Raw genomic sequence first — 21,637 nt, forward strand, 5'->3', positions numbered from 1 at the left:
AGTAAGTTATGAAACTAAAAATACCTTTATATAACCGACAAACAAAAAAAATTGAAAATGAATGTATTTTTGAAGTGAGCTTTATGACATTTGTTTATGATACCTATTTTGGCAGTTTATTAGAGAAGTTAATTTTTAAGAGAATTTGGTTTTCAAAGATCTATGGAAAAATTCAGAAATCAGAACGTTCGAAGCATAAAATTACTGAATTTATTAAAAAATATAAAATCGATATTTCAGAACTAGACCAAAGCTTAGAAGAGTATTCTAATTTTAATGCTTTTTTTATTCGGAAATTTAAGCCAAATATTAGATCTATTAATACAGAACCTAAAAAACTCATTTCACCTTGTGATGCCCGGTTAATGGTATATCCCATTAGTAATGCTTCAGATATCAAAATAAAACAAAACCTATATTCAGTTGAACAGTTGTTGCTTAGTAAAAAGAGTGCAAAAGAATACAGTGAAGGTGTTTGTCTGGTATATAGATTGGCACCAATGGATTATCATAGATTTGTTTATTTTGATGACGGTCAAGAATCAGAATTAGTAAATGTGAATGGTTATTTGCACTCTGTAAGTCCTATAGCCCAGAAAAAAATAACAAGAGTTTTTAGTGAAAATGTACGTCAATATTCTGTTTTAAAAACACGTAATTTTGGTCATGTTATACAAATCGATGTTGGTGCTATGGTTGTGGGTAAGATTAAACAACATAAAATAACGGGTGGTGACTTTATGAGAGGGGAAGAAAAGGGTTACTTTGAGTTTGGTGGTTCAACCATAGTGCTGCTATTTAAAAAAGAATGTATTAAAGTTGATAAAGACATTGCTGAGCAATCGTTGGAAAATATCGAAACATTAGTGAAGATGGGAGAAGTTGTTGGGCAGATATATTAAAAGTTGTAAAAAGTCTTAGGAGTAAATTCGGATCAAATAACGGATTGATAAAAAATGTATTTTAATTATTTTTTGAATAATAAATATGTAACGTAAAGTAGGCTCTCAACTTTAGTTGGGTTTTTATTGACGCAAATTTCCTTCTTTTTTTAATATAAAAATATTTTCAACCACTTTTTATGCTCAATAGATTCTGAATTGGAGAGCCATTTTTCATAAAATCGACTGATTTTATTTGCTCTATTTTTTATTAATATTTTATTTATTTTTTGAATGATTGTTTTACCTATTTTAGTTTTAGAGCAACCAATATAGCCTAACTCATATTGAGCAGAGCCATCAATTGAGTAAGTTTTCAGGTTTATGTCATTAGCGCCTAATTGAGTTAATGCGTATCTTATTTCAACCTCAAAGCCTAAAGTCGCATTTATTTCTCTATTTTTTAAACTGAGCATTTTTGATAGGCCACTAAAATGATCTTCTGCTGAGCGTTCAAATATTGAAACTTTATTAAAGTGAGATTTTAAAATTTGATCTATAGGTGTTCCGTATTTAGCGCCTTTAGCTATGCCTAATTTAAAGTCTCCTGATGCCATCAATGAAGCCAGATCTATGGTTTTATTTTTCATAAAATATGGTTTTAAAATAGCGTTATCATGTTGATTGATAATTAACTTATTACCAAAAACAATATAAGCAGCAATAGAAAATTCAGTAAATTTTTCACGTTCAGCTGTTTTCAGCAAAGCGGCGTGACATATATTATCTTTTTGTGATAATTCCAAATTACTTCTAGCATAATTTGCCTTTATTTTGATATGGCGGTATTCAGGTAATGCGTTAATAAGCAACTTTTGAGTTAGGTCGACGTACCCTTTTCCTGTGTTTTCACCTTTAACAATAAATGCCGGAGGGAAGTCTGAATACATCCACTGGATTGTTTCTTTAGCATGTATTGGTGAACTGAAAATAAGAATTGTTAACCATAAGCTTACTTTTAAACCCATTTAACTTTCCTATATCGTTAATATGAAAATAGAAATAACAAAGAATTTTTAAATTATAGTCTATAAAAACTAAGGAACTTATTGTGATGGGTTTGATTTAGCTTAAGGCGGAAATATTTTGCATCTGACATCATTATAATAACACTAAATTTTACAATCTATCTGGGTATAAATTAAATGTCGAAAATGACTGTGATTTAAGAAATGATATGAAAAGAGATTTTTAAAGTGGTCAAAAATTATTTGACCACAATAATATAAAGCGTTTAGTAAACGTCTTTACAAGTACGACCACCGCTACCACAAGTGTACGCATAACACATGCTTAGTCTTTCACCATCAGAAAAACGACCACCACCAACTTGAGGAGTCATATCTGCTGGTAATGATTTAGTATCTTTTGAAAGGTTTTTAATTTTCTTTTTGTTTAATGATAATTTCATTTTACATCCTTATGTTTTATAAATTATATTTTTAAAAATAGATATAATACAACCGCATATAAATGCAGGTACCTAATTAAGTTACTACTTGTACCTTTTAATGTCAAAACTTTTTTATGAGGAAGATAAAAAAAATTTATTATCGTTTTTTAGGTTTTTTAAAAATTGAAAGGAGGATGTAAATATTGTAGTGTGACGCTTTGAAAATAAAAATGGTCAATATGAATTGACCATGATAAGAAAGTGTTTAGTAAACATCTCTACAGGTAGATCCCCAACCACATGTGCGTGCAAAGCATAAGCTCAGTGGTTCGCCATCTGAAATTGGAGGTCTACCGCCGCCTACTTGTGGCGTCATATCTGATGGTAATGCTTTATTATCTTTTGATAGGTTTTTAAGTTTTTTTTTGTTTAATGATAATTTCATTTTATATCCTTATTAAGAGTACATTCTTCAAATTTATACAATACGATATAAGTCGTATATTCTCATGTTACATTTTGTACCTATAAAGTCAATTTTTTTATGTCGTGCTAAGCTTAATATTGTTACTTGAATATCGTATTTTTATAAGTGTTAAAGACTGAGGAAGTATATTTAATTAAGTATAAAAACCTGAAATGAAAGAATTAAAACAACAAGTATCAATACCCATACTCAAGGTGAGATGGGCATAAACGTAAATACTTATTGATCACATGGTTTTGTCCAAGCTATTTTATAAAGTGAATTGCCACCATAAATTGGTCCTTGTGAGTCTGCAAGATAAATAAAGCTATCAGTTGAATCTATGAAAATACCATCTGTGCGTATGATGCCAAGTTCATTTGGTATTGTGACTTCGCACATTAAGCTACCATCAGTGTGATATTGAAATATTGTTTGATTACCAGCTGTACCACTTCCTTTCATTGATACAACATAAAGACTGCCATTTTTGTGTGCAAATAAACCGCTGGGTGCCCAACCTGAGGGAAGTGAAAATTCATTGATTTTAGTAAGTGTATTATTGTCATTGAGTTTAACGGATATAATTTTTTCCAAGCCTTGAATACCGACATAAAAATTATCTGTACTGCTGGCATAACTCATAGCTTCAATGCCTTTATCAATATTGGTAGAGAGTCCAATATCGGCTAAATCCCATTGATTGATTATAGTACCTAAGTTTAAATCTAATTCATATATGTAGTTATATTCGTCGCCGATATAAATGGCGTCAGGATTTTTACCAAAACTCAGTGCCTCCATATCAATATTATGACCATAGATAGAATCAAATGAATAAGACTTAATGATAGTATCATCGTTCATTGAAGCTTTAACAACAGATTTTGGATAATAGCTAGTGTAATCACCCTGATTGATAGGGTGAACGCCATTAACACCATAATAGGCATTTTGTTTCTCATCAATTAATACGCCGCTATTACGAAAATAATTATCAATATTATTACCATCGCCTCGGTTTACTTGTTCGCTTAGTGCATTAGAAAAGGTTTCGTATTGACTAAAATCGAGTATTTTGGTTTGCTGGTTTCCTTGTGGTAGGGGGTTATCTTCTCTGCAAAAAGTACCTGTTTCAATTATGCCACCATTTGAAACGGTTTTTTGTTCGAAGTTGAAACAATTTTCTTTGGTTACTGATGGACTGTAAATTACATAATAAGACTGACCTTTGTAGTTGTAAGTCATTTTACGTTCGCCAGTATTGTTTATGGTATGTTGCAGGTTTTCCACGCCATCTCTAGGGGGCGTTAAATTTGCGCGTGCGCTTGCAGTATTTCCACTAAGCGGTGAAACTCTTGGAAGTATACTTGTATCTACTTCACCTACTAGGCATTGAATGATATAGGGGGCATGAGTTGATGTATGGTACCGGTAACCAAAGCTTTCATCTGATTGACCATTACAAACATCAAGTTCAGCATCATTTATTACGCTGCCATCTGGATTTTTATCTCCATATAAAGGGTAGCCGTCATATGCCCAGCCTATGATGGTATTATCTGTTTTATTTTCCATGCTATCTATCATGCAATTTGGTGAAACATGATAATGATAATCGTCACCACGACCTGCATGTCCACCACAATTATCTAATTGGCCCAGTGCAAAAGTATCTGAATTAACATCATAGTTATAGATATCTAATTCACCTTGAGATGAATAATCATATATAGGCACACCATTAACAGCAACGCCAACTGCGGCATCTATGGTTGTTAAGCTGGTTGCTTTTTGAGGTGATAGTTTTATAGGCGCAGCATAATTAATGGCAGGCACTGGTATTTGTTCATTAGTTCCTGTAATACCATTCATTAAATCATGATTTGGGTAAGTATCCGAAATAACATAAGCATACTCATCATCACAGATTACGCTTACATCATTAAAACCAGCCACGTTTATTGAGTTTTTTATCGCTGTACAAGATCCTCCAGTGTTTATTGGATCTGGCTCTGTAGAAGTACTGCGCTCATAATTAACATCTAAAGTCACAGAGTTTAATGTTATATTAGCCATCGCATTTAATAGCGTATTTCTGTCTACATTTTCGTCCATTTTAAATGCAGGTTTTGCAGATAATGCATATAAGGTAAATGTATATTTTTTAAGCCCAGGACCTTGAGAGCAGGGGGGGCATATTCATTGAGATTGTTAACACTATTTGTGCCTAAGTGACCTATTACCTGATTTTCTGCGATTGCAGTGTGGTTTTGCCCAATATCATACATAATCCAATACCAGTGATTATCATTTACTGCAACTTCATGGTGCATGATAACTGCATAGTCAGCTGTACCTGCAGGGGCATTTTTCCAAGAAAGGGGCGGGGAAATACTTTCACCATCACAAGTATAAGTTTCTGGTAATAAATGCTCATCAGACATTGTTGAGCTTGTGAGTGTAAAATTAACGGGAATATTGACATCTGCATTTTTATCTGGACGGCAGGCAAAAAAAGCTTGGTCAGGGGTATTTTCACAAAAACCAAATTCTTGTCCTTTTGGACCAAAAAAATCACATTGCGCATTAACCGGTTTGTTTTGGCATGCATTAATCGCTTCTGGTGGTGGTTTACTGCCAGGTTGTGCAGTTGCTTGATTAATACCGATATTGAACCATAAGGGACTGTGCATAGCGATTAATAAATAAGTCACTTTTTTCATGATAATGCTCCTAATGCGTATGTATTTGGTCAGGGGTGTGCGCTGATATGTGATGAGATAACGTGTTTGTTGGCGTATTGTTATGGTGCGAATTTAACTTTTTAATGTTAATTTCAGACTTATGTGCATGTTTAAATGCCAAGGTTCTGATTTTTCCTGATTTGATCACACGGTATTTTGGTTGAACAAAGTTGGCGTGAATGTCTCCTAATGTCTTAGGAAAACCGATACTGAGTTGTTCAACAGATGACTGTGTATGTTTGGCCATTAAAACGATATTGCTAAAATGGTGTCCAGATGAGTTTTTTTGTTCAAATGCAGTTACTTTAACCGAAATATCTTGGTTATTAACTTTTAGTTTAGTTTTTTCAATTAGTTGTTGTATAAAGTAATGTGTTGTTTGTTTACGATTTAGGTTTGCTGGCATAACGGTTTTGATATCACCCATTAACCAAGCTTGATGGTCTTGTAAACGTTTTTGCCATTGCTGAATATCTGCTTGTAAATGTATTTCGATTTGTCCATCTCTTAAAATCACTCTTGCAGTTGTTTCTTTTAAAGCATGGGCATAACTTTGTATGCTTGTTATGAACAGTATTATGCTGACAAAAATGAATGGGGCTTTGAAGTGTAATTTCATGATCCAACTCTCCTAAAGTTAAAACTTTTATATTTTAAATTGATACAAGGATTAATTTACAATTATGATTATGGGCGAGCAGTATGGGTTAAAAATGAAGAATTCATATTTAATTAAGTCTATGATTTAAATGTTCAATTTATTTTTTGTTATTGTGGTTTTATTAAATGTGTGCAAATTGTGAATATAAAAAAGCGCACATAAGTTGTGCGCTTTAAATTGATAGTGCAAAAAGGTTTCAATTAAAATGTTATTTTATAGCCAACGCCATAAACTGAAGCAATAGGGTTTAATTCTGGGGAAATTTTATTTATTTTTTTACGGATGTTTTTCACGTGAGTATCTATATTACGATCACTGACGTCATCAAATCCAGTATAAACACTATCCATGATTTCTTGGCGGCTGAAAACTTTGTTAATGTTTTTTATGAAGCGCTCTAATAATTTGAATTCAATCGGTGTAAGGTCAAGATTTTGATTATTTAAGGTTGCACTATATTGTTCTATATCAAGTTCAAAACCAGATTGCCGGATAAGATTTTTACTTAAGTTGCCAGCACGTTTTAAAATAACTTTGATTCTTGCGATCACTTCTCTGGGACTAAAAGGTTTGCAAATATAATCATCAGCACCTATTTCTAAGCCAATTAAGCGGTCAATTTCTTCATTTTTAGCAGTGATCATAATTATAGGTATCTCAGAAAATAACCGGGTACTTTTACATAAGGTAATGCCATCAACATCAGGCAACATAAGATCTAATAAAATTAAATCAACGTTATTATTTTTTAAATAATTGATAACATCTCGCCCTGAATCTAAATGTTTCACTGTATAACCTGCATTGGTGCAGTAAGCACATAAAACTTCGGCGATAGCGGGTTCGTCTTCAACAATAAGAATATGATATTTTATCATTAATTTTTTAAGCTCCTAAGTTAAGAGGCAAGTTTATGTTAATGCTTAAGCCACCTAAAGCTGAGTCTTGAGTATTGATAGTACCTTGATGTGCAATCACTATTTGTGAACATAAAGCGAGCCCTAAACCTGAACCGCCATAAATACGACTACGCGATTGCTCAACACGATAAAATCGTTCAAAAATTTTAGCTTGATTTTCTTTACTCACACCAGGAAATGAGTCATTTATTTGTATACTTAATTCATTTTTTTTGAGTGTGGTAATAATATTAATTTTGCCACCAGAATCTGTATAGCGGCATGAATTTTCAATTAAATTAGAGAATAGCTGTAATAATCTTGTTTTGTCCGCCACTATGGTGCAGCGGCTAGTATCGGTAATATTGTGTGTTACTTTTAATTTCTGTTGCAAAAACTTACTCTGATAATTGTTTAAAGTATGAAGTAATAATTGCATGGGATCTATATTACTTTTTTTGTAGGTTAGACCTCCTACATCTGAGCTTGATAATTGATATAAGTCATCCACAATCCTGCCTAGTTTGTTTATTTCATCAATAAACAAATCGACCCTATCACTTGTCGCTTCGAAAATACCGTCTTGTATGGCAATCAATTGTGACTTTATAACCGTTAAAGGTGTTCTCAGCTCATGTGAGGTATCAGATATCCACTGATGACGATTAGTTTGGTTTTTTTCTAAAGTATTCGCTAAATCATTAAAGTTATCAGATAGTAAACCTATTTCATCTTTGGACACTTTGTTGACTCTAGCCGCATAATCACCATTTCTGAGTTTACCTGTGCCATTTATGAGCAGTTTTATGGGAGCTATTAAATGCTTTGCTAATAAAATAGCCATAAAAACAGACAGAATAAGCACTGCACAGGCAATAATATAGTAGGTTTTATATTGCTGGCGCAAAAAGTCACTTGCGGGGCTGTCTTTGATTGCATTAGAAGGGACGAGTCCAATCCAGCCTATGGTTTCTCCGTTAGAGATAATAGGTTCTATACGTGGGTGATCATTCAAGAATTCACGGCCAACAATTACACTTTCATTCATATCGTATAAGCTCATTCGCCTTCCCGTTTTTAAAAAATCGGCAGGGTCTTCTCGTTTTTTTGCTGGTGGTGCAGGCCTAGGTTTTGGCCTGGAACCTTGAGCTGGTTTGTGCCCCCTTATACGTTTATCTGCGTTTGGAGGTGGTCTTTGATTTCTGAAGTTTGATTCAAAACCTTCCACACTTTGATTCTTTCTCGGTGGATGTTTGTTTTGCTCTTGTCTGGGAGGCGGGGGATCTTTTCTAGGATCCACAATATCTCGCCATATTTGTACATCGTTAATGATAGGCTGCCAGCTATTATTTATCTGATAAGTTTTGGTTAATTGCGCAATAGAGTTTTTAACATGCTGATCTTCGGCTTCATTAATAAAGTCATTAAAGTCAGAGGATAAACTGACTCCAATAGAGACCAGTAATAATATGACTATTGCAAGATTTGTCACAAAAAATGCAAGAAAAAATTTGTGAAATAACTTCAAAAAATGCCCCTATATAACGCACGATCCAATAATGTGCTTTTTATTATCGTATTTTAACTATGTTATGAACTAGACAATATGGGGGAACTGACCCCATAAAATTAAATTCTTTTTGGTATATAATTTATCGACAAAAAGTTCCCGTTTCGATAATGCCGCCATGACTTACTGTCTTTTGCTCAAAATCATAACAGTTTGTTTGATTACTTACTTGATAAGAAACGTAATACTCTTGGCCTTGATAAGTATATGTCATGGTCCTTGTTCCACTATCACTAATGACGTGTTTTAAATTTTCAACGCCATCCTGAGGTGGCGTCAAATCAGCCCTTACATTTGAGTTATTACCTGATAAAGGTGAAACTCTGGGTAATATATTTGTATCAACTTCCCCTACCAAACATTGAAATATATAAGGCGCTTGCTCAGATGTATGATATCTATAGCCGAAGTCATTGTCATTTTGACCATTACATACATCAAGGTCACCCAGGTTTATTTGACTACCGTCAGGGTTCGTATGGCCATACAAAGGATATCCATCATAAGCCCAGCCTATTATGGCGTCAGCGCTTTTGTTTGTCATAGCATCTAACATACAATCAGGAGATGCATGATAATGATAATCATCACCTCGTCCTGCATGACCACCACAGTTATCTAACTGGCCTAACTTTACCGTATCACTATTTGCATCATAATTATAAATATCTAACTCTCCTTGAGATGAATAATCATAAATTGGCACGCCATTAATTGCGACACCTAATGCTGCATCTATTGTTGTTTTTGATGAAGCAATTACAGGTGATAATTTTATAGGAGCAGAATAATTAACTGCGGGAACAGGTATTTGTTCGTTTGTGCCAGTGATCCCATTCATTAAGTCATGTGACGGATAAGTATCGGAAGTAATATACGCAAATTCAGTATCACACGTCACATTTACATCATTAAATCCTGCTTGGCTGACCGATAACTGAACTTTTTCACAGGCAGTTGAGCTTGTACTGTTATTACGCTGGTAACTCACAGATAAAGTGACAGTATCTAAGGTAATATTTGAAATGGCACTCAATAGCTCATTTCTGCCAACATTATTTACATTGGTCAAATCAGGTGAGTCTGATAAAGCATAAAGACTAAATGTATACAATTTATCTCCTGAACCCTGTGAACAAGGCGGGGCATATTCATTTAAGTCATTCACACTGTTACTCCCCATTTGACCTATCGTTTCGTTGTCATTGATAGCAGTTGTAGATGAAGGAATATCATACATGACCCAATACCAGTGACTGTCACCAGGTGCTACATCATGATGCATCATTACAGCAAAACTTTTAGTATCTGTGGGGGGATTTGACCAAGATAGGTTTGGTGAAATACCTTCACCATCACAGGTATAAGTACTTGGAAGAGAGCCATTATTTACCATGATATTACTGCTCAATACTAAATTGTTCGTTTCAGCATCTGTTTCAGAGCCAATTATATCTTGTGTAGACGCATTGTCAGAACCACACGCAATTATTGATATTAATGTACTTACATAGAAAATAAATTTTTTGTGATCTTTCATCGTAATCTTTCCTATCTTAAAATTAAATTTTTATGATAGAAAGTATAAAACGGTAAAATGGTGTGAAAATGAAGATGTTAAATGTTTTTAATTTGTTGATATTTAATGTATTTAATTTGTTTTTTTAGCTTTTACCTTTAATTGTGTGCAAAATGTGTATTGCCTTTTTAATTAAACATGTTGTTTGATACAAAGCATATTTTATTTCTCATTGTTTGCATATTTTTTACACATTTAGCAGCTAGACTTTGATTAAATCAAGGCAATGGCTGCAAATTTATAGTTAATTGGCTTAAACAGGTTGAGTATGAATAGGTGAATAATGATGAGAAATAAATTAATAAATCAAGTTTTTAAAACAGGTATGTCTTCAGCATTTATTTTATGTTCAGTGAATGTTTTTGCTGATGATAATATAGATAAAAAAGGCGACTGTGATGGTAGGCGAGGTCCGCCTCCATTTACTAAGTTAGATATTAATGGGGATGGTGCAATTACATTCGATGAGTTCTCTAAGCATAAAATTCCTCGTGGCAATCATGAAACTGTTTTTTCTCATTTTGACACTGATAATGATGGCAAAATATCAGAGCATGAATTTAATGACAGAAAATCACATCCACCCAGAAGACAAAAAAGAGCAGGAACAAATTAGCCTTAATTTTTGCCAGATAGAAACTTTATTAATGCATTTAATAAGTTATTAAATATAACCGTAACTATGTTACTTGGTATGCGTTTATACTCACTCCCGAGAGTATGAGCCTTATTAAGGAAGTTGTGTTGAAAAACAATAAAGATGTACGGGTTGGTGTCGGGGTGATTATTGTGAGAAATAATCAAATCTTATTAGGTGAGAGAATCGGCTCACATGGTGCAAATACCTGGGCAACTCCAGGTGGACATTTAGAAATGGGCGAATGCATAGAAGCGTGTGCAAAACGTGAGGTTTTAGAGGAAACAGGTTTAAGTTTAGATTCAGTTAAAAAACTTGGATTTACCAATGACATATTTGAAGCGGAAGATAAGCATTATGTCACTCTTTTTGTCATTTCTTCAAGTCAAGAAGGAGAGGCACAGGTACGAGAACCAAATAAATGCAAACAATGGCAGTGGTTTAATTTTAATGCGTTACCTCAACCATTATTTTTGCCTTTAATTAATCTATTGAAAGAAAATCCAGAGTTTAATGGCGTTTTTTAAAAGTTAAGTGATTTACTGATAGGGAATAAGCTGTTTTTAATACAGCTTATTATAGTAAGACAAATTAAATTATTTTTATATCAACATAAATCAGTTTTATTGCAATATTGTGTTATTTGGCATGTATTAGTCCAGCAAGTATCTGTCCAACAATTATTTATTGAGCAGTTAATGGAGCATTGATCTGAAGGGTTTTCCATAGCGCCACCTATCTGAGGTGTTAGGTTTTCTGGCAAAGTTTTCATATCACGAGATAGGTTTTTAATTTTCTTTTTATTCAATTTAAGTTTCATTATTTTTATCCTTTTTAAATGAAACTTAACATTGACATATTTAAATTATTTCCTCTACCTTAATTAGGTCCTAAGGTGCATTGTTTCTAATGTGAAATATCATTATAAAAAAGAAAGTGCCAATCCTAGGTTAGATCTTAAACACTTTTACTGCATTATGTTAAAAATGTGTACCTAGAACCAGCAAGAAATGCTGGTTTAATTTAAGAGGTCATTTTTTTTGTATTTTTAGCTTCTACTTTTGCTAACCAAAGTAAGGGAGCAATTATAAATACAGTGCCTATGGCCATGGCTAAATCAGGCACTTCATCAAACCATACGAGTCCTACAGCCACGGCGCATAAAAGGCCACTATATTCTGCGCTGGCAATCTTGCTTGCTTCACCACTTCGGTAAGCTACGATGCAAATTCCAGCGTAAATTAAAATAAAACTACTTGAACCCGCAGCTGTGAGCATAGGTGCAAAATCCCAAGGTTTACCTTCCCATAATGCCAATGACAATGCGACAGGTATGCCTACCAAATTTGTTAGAAAAAGTGTTTGAAATACATTTTGCTTCTTTGGTAGCTTGCGAATAAGTAAATTATTGATAGCCATAGTTAATGCTACAATTAAAGCTGCTATTGCAGCCCAATCTATCTGAGTGGGTCTAATCACAATAAGTACCCCTATAAAACCTAAAATAGCAACGGCAACAGCTTTACTTGATAGTTTTTCTTTAAAAAACATCATCGCTAGAGGAAGCATTAATAAAGGGGCCGCATAAAAAATCGCATTTGCAGTTGCCAATGGCATAGAGCTAATAGCAATGACCATGAAAATAGCACCAATTAACCAAATATGGCCTCGTAAAATATGCCATTTAAGACCTAATGAAAACGATGTTTTATGTCCCAAAAAACATAAAGGTAATAAAATAAGCGCAGCTGTGATTTGGCGAAATAATACAAATTGATAAACTGCGCTGTCTGGTGAAAGCGTTTTGATTAAGGCATCGGAAAACACAGCAATTAAGTTACCTATCACAAGTAAAGTCATGGCGAGACCGACTGACATTTTTGGCATGAAATCCTCCTTTTAATTATGAGTAATAAGCGAATAAGAGAAGCTTATTGCAAAAGCATGGATTATGTATAATGATTAAAATACTTTTTGTATGAGCTTAACTAATAATGAAATTACCTCCTTTACGTGCATTACAATGTTTCGAAGCTGTCGCTAGGCTTAATAGTTTTTCAAAGGCGGCCGATCAACTTAATGTCACACAAAGTGCTGTGAGTCACCAAGTGAAGCTATTGGAAGAGTATCTGGGTGAGGCTATGTTTAGCCGATATGGCCGTTCATTCGCTTTAACTGAAGTAGGAGAGCGTTATTTTGAAGAAGTAAGTCATTCTTTGAGTGATTTATCTAATGCTAGTCAGTTAATTAGAGAAGGGCAATCGGGGAAAATTCGTTTAGCTTTATATAGTTCTGTCGCTGTAAAATGGCTTATTCCCCGTTTAGAAGACTTAAGACAACAATACCCAGAAATAGAGTTATCTCTGAATATGATGGCCGATGAGCCAAAATGTAGCGATCAGGTCGCTGATTGTTTCATTACAGTCGAGCCGCCTAAAACAAATTTTGTTGTTGAGTTTTTATATGCAGAGCGGCTTTATCCTGTGTGTGGTCATAAGTTATGGCAACAAATTAAGGACAAACTACTCCCTGAGGCATTATGGAAACAGCCTTTACTTTCGGTGCAAAACCTCTTTCCAGGTGACAAACCTGGTGAAGATTGGCGTCAATGGTCTGAGCAAGGTGGGTTTGAATTACCTGCAAATACAAAAATAAATCATTTTAGCCATATGTTATTGGCGGCAGAAGCTGCACGATATGATCAAGGCATTACTTTGATAAATCATTATTTAATGTCAGATCAAGACAGGCAGCATAATTTTGTTCGCATCCCTATGCACGAGGTATTAACGGGGGATAATTTTTATTTTGTTTATAAAAAATCACGGGCTAAACAAACTGATATTGTAAAACTAGGGCGTTGGTTAAAACAACAATGCCTTGAGTAAGACTCATTTATTACAGACAATATCAACGAAAGTCTGCTTGTTCCAAATATATTTGACGAGTGATCACAAAGCGCGTTTCCCGATTTTTATAGGTATCAATAATAAGGGGGGTTTCTAACGAAGTTTTAACCATTGAATGCATATTTGGCATAAAATTAACGTTTTTATTCTTCACAAAATCAATACTTAGAATTTGATCAAAACTGGGTTGTTTTGCGATTTTGTGAACGAGTAAACCTGTGCTATTTGAAACAGGGAGTAAATAATAATCACCATTTTGATCATGTGTTAATGGTTGTGATAATAAAATATCTTCTATGTTTATCGTAATATCTTTTAGCTTAATGCTACCACCTCGCTCAAAATGATTTGCGTAAATGTTGGCTGCAAAATGTGTGAGTGTACCTTTCATTAATTGTGATAAATCAAATGGTTCAGGCTCTAAAGTTAGTAAATCATATTGCTTAGTGAGTGCTTTTAAATTTTCTGTATTTTCTGAGCTAAGTGAAATAGAAATAATAACTTGATGGGCGTGCATTGAATTGGCTAATGGCATATGTGAAGCATACACTTTGTCTTGAACCATAAATACTGTCATACCATGAGTACCCCATGCTGATTTTTCTTGATGCAATTTATGTGATTGTGATACATGTTGGTTTGCACTTAAAATTATGCTGTACGTTAATAAAAATAGTGCGATTAGTTTATACATATTCTTGATTTCTTTTTAGTGACATTCTCTAAATTGTCTATTAGCATTAATTCTAAATCAAACCCAAAGTTGATATTTCTATTTCCATAATGGAATTAATCTATTTAATTAAAAGAGATAAGTTTTGAATATTAAAGACTTAGAAATATTTTTAGTACTGGCCTCTACAGAAAACATGCAGCAGGCATCTATAATTTGTAATAAAACTCCTAGTATGCTCTCTAAATCACTTAAACGACTGGAAGTGTCTTTAGAAGTGAAACTGTTTGACCGTATTGGTAAAAGTATTAAGTTAAATGCTGCAGGTTTAAAGTTGCGCATTAATGCAGCAAAAATAGTGGCACAAGCAAAACAAACCTTTGCGGAATGTTCAGGTATAGGAGGAGCACATGATTATACAATTGCAGCGCCTTCAATTTTATTGTTTCGTTGGGCCAGTGTATTATCTAAATCTTTACAAAACCATAATGCACACTCTAAAGTCATTTTTAATACGCACTTTGAAGGCCAAGCTTTGGAGCAGTTAATTCATGGTTTAGCAGATATAGCTGTTATCACATCAAACCTTGCGAACCAAATTCCTGAAGACATGCACAGTGTTGCCCTAGGTGTACTCAACATGCAAGTAGCAGCGGGTAAAAACCACCCTTTAGTTAATGGGGGAGCATCAGGTTTTGTTGAAGTATCTGCAGAACAATTATTAGTGCATCCATTTGTCAGTCCCAGTATTTCTCCATATTGTGGTCAAGCAAGAGGCATAGGCTGTGATGGCTGGCGTAATGATTTATTTCCACGACAATTAAAAATAGAGGTGAATGATTACAGCGTATTAGGGCAGTTAGTCAGAAGCGGACAAGCGCTCGCTTATTTACCTGATTATTGGGTAAGAGAGCTGGAACTGATACAACTTCAGATTAAAAATTTTGATTATGTATATCAAGAGAAACTGTTATTGGTGAGTTATCAATCTGACTTAATTGATTTATTTAAGCCTTAAAGCAATGTTTTAGGGTTGCTTAATCTTATGAAAAAATGAGGACTGTTAGAGGGGGGCCTCATTTTAGACGATTACACCGACAATGAAATAAAACAGTGTAATCTATTTAATCGCGTTAAAATTAAGCTTCCGTTACTGATTCGTTGGTCGTTTTTTTATGACTCATTACCTGTAGTAATGCCATATTTAAATCTTCAATTAAATCATCTGAATTTTCTAAACCAACTGAAATTCGAATTAAACCATCACTTATGCCTGCTGCTGCACGCTCTTCAGGGGAATAGGGGCTATGTGTCATAGAAGCTGGGTGCTGAATTAAAGATTCTGCATCACCTAAGCTCACGGCAATACTAAATAAACTCGTAGAATCAATGAATCTTTCACCGTCTTCAATGTCACCAATGATTTCAAATGCAATTACGCCACCGGCAGCTTTCATTTGATTGCCGATATATTTATTACCTTGATGACTTTTAAGACCCGGATAATAAACATTGCCTATCATTTTATGTTGTTCTAAAAACTCAGCTACTTTTTGTGCATTTTCACAATGTGCTTTCATTCTAATATGAAGTGTTTTTAAACCGCGTAAAATTAACCATGCATCATGTGGGCTAATTGTACCGCCAATGTCTTTTAAGGCGGTTAATTTAATATGTTCGATCATCTCGTTAGTGCCACAAATGATCCCAGCAACAACATCGCCGTGGCCATTTAAGTATTTAGTGGCGCTATGAATAACAATATCAAAACCAAACTCAACAGGGCGCTGTAAAATAGGTGTCAAAAAAGTATTATCACAAATAGAAATAAGGTTATGTTTTTTAGCAAAATTACCTACCATAGCTAAATCGATCACAACCATATTGGGATTGATGGGGGTTTCGATGAATACAATTTTAGTATTTTCTTGCAGTGCAGCTTCTAACTCTTCTGGTTGTGTCATATCAACAAATGTGACCTCAACGGCAAACTTAGTCAGCATATGACTAAATAATGCAAAGCTACAACCATAAAGTGCTTTTGAAGCAATAATATGATCCCCTGCTTGAACATTCGCCATGACAGAAGCTGATACTGCCGCCATGCCAGTTGCTGTTGCAGCTGCATCTTCCATACCTTCAAGTGCTGCTAGTTTCATTTCAAATTGACGTGTTGTTGGATTACCTAGACGCGTATAAATATAACCTTCTTCTTCACCAGCAAAACGTGCGCCGCCTTGTTTGGCATTGTCAAATACAAATGTAGATGTTTGGTAAAGGGGTGTTGCTAAAGACCCAAATTGTTCGTCATTAATTCTACCTGCGTGTACCGCTTTAGTTTCAATCTTGTAAGTCATTTTGTTGTCCTTTTGGGCCTTAAATAATTGCAGACCTAAAATTAATGTAAATTTTCAAGAAATATCTATTGTTATTCTTGTTAATATTTTTTGTTTTCAATGATAATTTTAGCAGCATGATTTAAGCCAAAAATATAATTTGTTAAATATCAACGGTTTAGTGTGTTTTTATGTGATTTAAATTTCATTTTTGTTACATTAATGTAACGCTGTGAGTACTGGATTTGCTCACTTGGGGTAGAAGTCTTTATTTGCATAGCTTTATCAGTGTGTTACTTTTATGTAACGCGTTACATATTTGAGATTATTTTAAGTTGAAGCTAAAAATATTATGTGAAGATCGATTAGGTATGACACAGGAAATTCTCAGTACGATTGTTCAAAACGGTTGGAATTTAACAGCCATGGAAATGAGCAGTGAAAAAATATTTGTTCACTTTGAACAAGGTAGGAGTAGCTTTGAAAATATAAATACGGCATTAAAAAAAATTAGTGGCGTTACAGATGTTATAGAAGTTGATTTATTGCCATCTGAACAAAAGCGTAAACATTTGGATGCTTTACTTTCTAAATTACCCGACCCATTGGTCGATATTGATTTTGAGGGGAGAATTTTAGTTGCTAACACGGCTGCGGAGATTGCATTTGGTATCGAGAAATCGACTCTGATTGGTCGTGAAATTGCAGAGTTAATTGGGGTTTCTATCAACAAAATATTGCCTTCTGAAGAAACGTCATTTGAAGTATCGTGTGCTAACAAACAATATTTAATGGATATCACACCTGTTTATTCACAAAATAAAACCACAGGTGCTGTGATTGTTTTACGAAGTCCACAAAGGTTAGGGCAACAAATTTCATCAATTGATCCAAAAAAAGGTGAAAATATAGAATCTATGGTAGGTCAATGCCATAAAATGAAGTTGATCCAACAACAAACCCGTCGTTTTGCAAAACTAGATTTACCTGTATTGGTTGTTGGTGAGACAGGGACTGGTAAGGAGTTGCTAGCCAGAGCTTTACATGAATCAGGGCCCCGTGCAAAAGCGCCTTTCTTAGCAATAAATTGTGCTACTTTGGCAGAAAACTTACTCGAAAGTGAATTATTTGGTTATGCGCCAGGGGCATTTACTGGTGCAAAACAAGGCGGTAAACCTGGCCTATTTGAACTTGCAGAAAACGGTACTGTATTTTTAGATGAAATTGCAGAAATGTCAGTTTATTTACAAGCTAAGCTATTACGGTTTTTACAAGAGTTTACTTTCAGGCGAATAGGGGGGACTCAAGAAATAAAAGTAAACATTCGTATAGTGTGTGCAACACATAAAGATTTAGATAAAATGATGGTTGAAGGTAATTTTAGGGATGATTTATTTTATCGCTTAAATGTATTAAGTTTACATTTACCTGCGCTCAGAGAAAGAGTTGAAGATATTCCAGCCTTGATCAAGCGTTTCACTTTAAATGCATCTGAGCAAATTAATATTAATTGTCCAGAATTTTCAAGCTCTGCTATTGCCTTGTTACAAAAATCAAGCTGGCCTGGCAATATTAGAGAATTACAAAATGTCATTTTTAGAACGTTAGCTTTGGTAGATAAAAGTATTATTGATCATAATGATATATCTTTTACGTCAATAAAAGAGGAAAAGGAAAATTCTGTTTATAAATCAACTGAGATCACTTGCTTAGAGTCAGCATTAGAAAGTTACGAAAAAAAGTTATTACAAGCATTATATATAAACTTTCCTTCAACGCGAAAACTGGCACAACGTTTAAATGTTTCTAATGCAACTATTTCCAGAAAGTTAAATAAATATGGTATCAAACTTAGCCCAGACTAATATATTGAGTATTAAATGCTTGAGCGTATTGACCTGACTACCGCTTTATACCACACAATTTGAGCGCCAAACACTCGACCCAATTTATTTTAATCATATTGGTCACTTGCGCATAGCATGGCTGTACTTAAATAGAACACCTTTTGAAGAAGTTAAGGCTTTAATATGCTCAGGTATTAAAGCTTATGCAATCAGTTTAGGTGCGAAAGACAAGTTTCATTTAACAATTACAGATGCGATTGTCACTGTGATGGCCAAATGCATTTAGTTAAGGCAGGACAAAATTTTTGAATCGTTTTTATATACAAATGAAAATATTGTTAACAATATATTAGATGTACTCAGTCAATATTATTCAAAAGCATGTTTTTTTGATGCAAAAGCAAAAGAGTCATTAATAATACCTGACATTAAATGCATTTAAATTAATCTTTCGGTATTTGTTTTTTATTCATTACTAGGACTACATTCAGTCATAAAACCTGAATGTAGAATAATCTCTAATCCTATTTTTAATGTTTGCAGTGATGCTGCTGCGGTTAAGCTTATTCTGATATTATTAGGGCAAAAACGACCAACAGCAAATAATGAAGCGGGTACCACCTCAACCCCTAAGTCACTTAATTCTTTGGCAACTAGGTCGGCGTTTTTATTCACAGCGAGCCACACATGAGAGCAAACTTTAATATTTTGTGCATATAAATTGTTAGCAAATAGTGTTTTAAATAATCTAAACCTGCGATGAATTTCTGCCTGTTGCCACAGAGTACGTTTTTTAACGGTACCATCAAAAATCCAGCGACAGGCAATTTCAGCTATTAATGGACTTAATTGCCAAGTCGTGGCATGAGGCTCATTTGCAAGTTTATTAATAAGTGAATGTTCGCTTGCCACAATTGCAAAACGTACTCCTGGTGCAACTGCTTTTGCAAAGCTTGTGATCAATATTGACTGGGACTTTATTTCATTAGAAATAGGTGGTTGCTCGGATAGTGCACCAATAACATATTCTTCAATAAATAATATTTTGTGCTGCTTAATGATTGTAATGAGATCTTTTTGCCTTTGCTTACTTAATGTGCGCCCAGTTGGATTTTGTAAATTTGGATCACTGACCAATACTTTTGCATTGGTTGATCTGATAGCCAAATCTAGGGCATCTGGTGTGATCCCTTGTTCATCCATTTTTACTCCATGGAGCTTCAAGTTTAACTGTTTTGCAGCCGCCTTTATGCCCGGAAAAGTAAGTTCATCAACTAATATCGTATCATCACTGTTACAGCATTCTAGCAATACAAGCTGCAGAGCACTTTGGGCACAAGAAGTATTGATGCAATTTTGAGGAGTAACTGAAAAGCCTAAGCTATTTAACCAAAGTGCAGATGCAACGCGCATTCTTTGTATGAGTTGTGGGCTTAGGTAATTTAGATAGTGCTCTAAAGCGTGTTCTTCACTTAGTAAAGTCGACAGTGTATCTGATAAATGCGTATCGTCTGGTCTGGTTGCAGGAACGTGAGTACTTAAATCAATAATTTGGTTTTGTGTATTTTGCTTTAAATTAAACAGCGCTGCTTCAGTACTTTGTGCCAGAATGTAAGTTCCTCTACCCACTTCACCACAAATCAGGTGGCGTTTAGTCGCCTCTGTAAAAGCTTTGGTCACTGTGCTTAAATTAATTTCAAGGTGCCAAGCAAGCTGGCGCTGTGCTGGTAATTTGTCTCCTACCTTAAGCTCGCCGGTTTTAATGGCTGTTGTCATAGCTTCAACAAGTCTGATATATAAAGGGCCTTCGCCAAGCGTTAAATCTGGTGACCACATTTTTATTGTCTGCCATACAATGTATTAATTGAACCATACAATCATCAAAGATAGTATAAAAGTCAAGTTATGAATTGGGAGATAAAAATGTTTTCACTGAATGATTTAAGCAAAGCGACAGATATTTTGCATAGTGTTATCCAACCAACTGCACAGCATAATTGGCCTTTATTATGTAAAAATACCGGTTGTGATGTATGGGTAAAACATGAAAACCACACACCTACTACCGCATTTAAAGTACGAGGCGGTATATATTTATTACACCAAATGATGCAGCAGTCTTCACGCCCTGAAGGTCTTATTTCTGCCACGCGTGGTAATCACGGTCAAAGTTTATCATTTTCAGCTAGTCGGGCTGGACTCCCTGTGACTATCGTTGTGCCAGAATGTAATAGTGAAGATCAAAATAAGGCGATTAAAGGTTTTGGCGCTCAGTTGGTGATTCATGGTAAAGATTTTGAAGCTGCCAGAGCCCATAGTTTAGTCCTACAGAAAAAATATGGCTTTGATGCGGTAGCGCCTTTTGAAAAAAACTTAGTACTGGGTGTTGCCACTTATGCTTTTGAATTTTTTTCAGCTGTAAAAGACTTAGATACTGTGTATGTGCCTGTTGGTATGGGGAGTGGCATTTGTGCTTTAATAAAAACACGGGACTTATTGGGATTAAAAACAAAAATTGTGGGTGTAGTATCTGAAGGTGCACCAACTTTTTACCTCTCATTCAATGCGGGTAAAGTCATTGCAACAGATGATGCAAATACAATTGCAGATGGCGTTGCAACTAGCTCACCGATAGAGGAAGCATTTGAGATGATTAAGCAAGGTGCAGATCGCATTATTACCGTATCAGATCAAGAAATTGCAGCTGCTATGTATCAGTATTTTTGTGATACTCACAATTTAGCTGAGGGGGCAGGGGCTGTACCATTAGCTGGACTAAATAAAGAAAAGGAACAGATGAAAGGAAAAAAAGTAGGCTTGATTTTAACTGGCGGCAATATAGATTTCGCTCGCTTTGTCCAGCATGTCGCTGACGTTGTGTAAGCCTTGTTTGCATATACCCTAAACTTGATATAAAAAATAACATTGCGTTTAGGCTATATGCTATGCGTTTATTGAGTGCAAATTTCTACTCAGTTA

General features: G+C 34.6%; 21 protein-coding genes. 7 read left to right on the plus strand and 14 right to left on the minus strand.

The window, feature by feature from the left end:
- Positions 1-8 precede the first annotated feature (8 nt).
- On the plus strand, positions 9-902 hold the full coding sequence (locus tag BM088_RS20060) for a phosphatidylserine decarboxylase (protein ID WP_091988931.1): 894 nt from the start codon (positions 9-11) through the stop codon (positions 900-902).
- 149 nt (positions 903-1,051) lie between these two features.
- On the opposite strand, the gene BM088_RS20065 is transcribed toward BM088_RS20060, so the two are convergent.
- From BM088_RS20065 to BM088_RS20100, 9 genes are all read right to left on the minus strand, one after another.
- Complete coding sequence (locus BM088_RS20065; RefSeq protein WP_091988934.1) at positions 1,052-1,909, minus strand: TIGR02285 family protein; 858 nt, start codon at positions 1,907-1,909, stop codon at positions 1,052-1,054.
- A gap of 266 nt (positions 1,910-2,175) precedes the next feature.
- Positions 2,176-2,352 carry a hypothetical protein gene (locus BM088_RS27330; RefSeq protein ID WP_177208112.1) on the minus strand — a complete coding sequence of 59 codons (177 nt, stop codon included), beginning with the start codon at positions 2,350-2,352 and terminating at the stop codon, positions 2,176-2,178.
- Positions 2,353-2,599: 247 nt separating this feature from the next.
- Positions 2,600-2,779: a hypothetical protein gene (locus BM088_RS20070; protein WP_091988936.1), complete on the minus strand. Its 180-nt coding sequence runs from the start codon at positions 2,777-2,779 to the stop codon at positions 2,600-2,602.
- Positions 2,780-3,040: 261 nt separating this feature from the next.
- On the minus strand, positions 3,041-4,918 hold the full coding sequence (locus tag BM088_RS20075) for a YHYH protein (protein ID WP_091988938.1): 1,878 nt from the start codon (positions 4,916-4,918) through the stop codon (positions 3,041-3,043).
- Positions 4,903-5,526 carry a YbhB/YbcL family Raf kinase inhibitor-like protein gene (locus BM088_RS27780; protein WP_091988941.1) on the minus strand — a complete coding sequence of 208 codons (624 nt, stop codon included), beginning with the start codon at positions 5,524-5,526 and terminating at the stop codon, positions 4,903-4,905. The genes BM088_RS20075 and BM088_RS27780 overlap by 16 nt, the downstream gene beginning before the upstream one ends.
- 10 nt (positions 5,527-5,536) lie before the next feature.
- Positions 5,537-6,166 (minus strand): hypothetical protein, encoded by a 630-nt coding sequence (locus BM088_RS20085; RefSeq protein WP_091988944.1) that lies wholly within the window; start codon positions 6,164-6,166, stop codon positions 5,537-5,539.
- Positions 6,167-6,408: 242 nt separating this feature from the next.
- Positions 6,409-7,086 carry a response regulator gene (locus BM088_RS20090; protein ID WP_091988947.1) on the minus strand — a complete coding sequence of 226 codons (678 nt, stop codon included), beginning with the start codon at positions 7,084-7,086 and terminating at the stop codon, positions 6,409-6,411.
- A 7-nt stretch (positions 7,087-7,093) separates the two neighbouring features.
- The gene (locus tag BM088_RS20095; RefSeq protein ID WP_091988950.1) at positions 7,094-8,635 is read right to left on the minus strand and encodes an ATP-binding protein; all 1,542 of its coding nucleotides are present in this window, start codon (positions 8,633-8,635) and stop codon (positions 7,094-7,096) included.
- Between the two features lie 124 nt (positions 8,636-8,759).
- Positions 8,760-10,217, minus strand: coding sequence for a YHYH protein (locus tag BM088_RS20100; RefSeq protein WP_177208113.1), 1,458 nt, complete (start codon positions 10,215-10,217; stop codon positions 8,760-8,762).
- A gap of 322 nt (positions 10,218-10,539) precedes the next feature.
- Between BM088_RS20100 and BM088_RS20105 the strand changes: the two genes are divergently transcribed.
- Complete coding sequence (locus BM088_RS20105) at positions 10,540-10,872, plus strand: EF-hand domain-containing protein (RefSeq protein WP_091988954.1); 333 nt, start codon at positions 10,540-10,542, stop codon at positions 10,870-10,872.
- 128 nt (positions 10,873-11,000) lie between these two features.
- Positions 11,001-11,420, plus strand: a complete 420-nt coding sequence (locus tag BM088_RS20110; protein ID WP_245763873.1) for a nucleotide triphosphate diphosphatase NUDT15 — start codon at positions 11,001-11,003, stop codon at positions 11,418-11,420.
- Positions 11,421-11,500: 80 nt separating this feature from the next.
- Here the strand turns inward: BM088_RS20110 and BM088_RS20115 are convergent, their stop codons facing one another.
- Both BM088_RS20115 and BM088_RS20120 read right to left on the minus strand, forming a co-directional pair.
- Positions 11,501-11,713 (minus strand): hypothetical protein, encoded by a 213-nt coding sequence (locus tag BM088_RS20115; protein ID WP_091988960.1) that lies wholly within the window; start codon positions 11,711-11,713, stop codon positions 11,501-11,503.
- Between the two features lie 203 nt (positions 11,714-11,916).
- On the minus strand, positions 11,917-12,780 hold the full coding sequence (locus BM088_RS20120; protein ID WP_091988963.1) for a DMT family transporter: 864 nt from the start codon (positions 12,778-12,780) through the stop codon (positions 11,917-11,919).
- 107 nt (positions 12,781-12,887) lie between these two features.
- Here BM088_RS20120 and BM088_RS20125 point away from each other — a divergent pair, with 107 nt between their 5' ends.
- The gene (locus BM088_RS20125; RefSeq protein WP_091988966.1) at positions 12,888-13,781 is read left to right on the plus strand and encodes a LysR family transcriptional regulator; all 894 of its coding nucleotides are present in this window, start codon (positions 12,888-12,890) and stop codon (positions 13,779-13,781) included.
- Between the two features lie 22 nt (positions 13,782-13,803).
- On the opposite strand, the gene BM088_RS20130 is transcribed toward BM088_RS20125, so the two are convergent.
- Entirely contained in the window at positions 13,804-14,496 is a 693-nt protein-coding gene (locus BM088_RS20130; RefSeq protein WP_091988969.1) for a hypothetical protein, read from the minus strand.
- A 124-nt stretch (positions 14,497-14,620) separates the two neighbouring features.
- On the opposite strand from BM088_RS20130, the gene BM088_RS20135 reads away from it, so the two are divergent.
- Positions 14,621-15,493: a LysR family transcriptional regulator gene (locus tag BM088_RS20135; protein ID WP_091988972.1), complete on the plus strand. Its 873-nt coding sequence runs from the start codon at positions 14,621-14,623 to the stop codon at positions 15,491-15,493.
- A 121-nt stretch (positions 15,494-15,614) separates the two neighbouring features.
- Here BM088_RS20135 and megL read toward each other — a convergent pair whose 3' ends face one another.
- Entirely contained in the window at positions 15,615-16,832 is a 1,218-nt protein-coding gene (megL, locus tag BM088_RS20140) for a methionine gamma-lyase (RefSeq protein ID WP_091988975.1), read from the minus strand.
- A 350-nt stretch (positions 16,833-17,182) separates the two neighbouring features.
- Between megL and BM088_RS20145 the strand changes: the two genes are divergently transcribed.
- On the plus strand, positions 17,183-18,676 hold the full coding sequence (locus tag BM088_RS20145) for a sigma 54-interacting transcriptional regulator (protein ID WP_245763874.1): 1,494 nt from the start codon (positions 17,183-17,185) through the stop codon (positions 18,674-18,676).
- Between the two features lie 447 nt (positions 18,677-19,123).
- On the opposite strand, the gene BM088_RS20150 is transcribed toward BM088_RS20145, so the two are convergent.
- Positions 19,124-20,494 (minus strand): aminotransferase-like domain-containing protein, encoded by a 1,371-nt coding sequence (locus tag BM088_RS20150; RefSeq protein ID WP_091988981.1) that lies wholly within the window; start codon positions 20,492-20,494, stop codon positions 19,124-19,126.
- An 87-nt stretch (positions 20,495-20,581) separates the two neighbouring features.
- Here BM088_RS20150 and BM088_RS20155 point away from each other — a divergent pair, with 87 nt between their 5' ends.
- Positions 20,582-21,541 carry a threonine dehydratase gene (locus BM088_RS20155; protein ID WP_091988984.1) on the plus strand — a complete coding sequence of 320 codons (960 nt, stop codon included), beginning with the start codon at positions 20,582-20,584 and terminating at the stop codon, positions 21,539-21,541.
- Positions 21,542-21,637 lie beyond the last annotated feature (96 nt).

This window comes from Pseudoalteromonas denitrificans DSM 6059 (assembly GCF_900112265.1).
GTDB classification, from domain to species: domain Bacteria; phylum Pseudomonadota; class Gammaproteobacteria; order Enterobacterales; family Alteromonadaceae; genus Pseudoalteromonas; species Pseudoalteromonas denitrificans.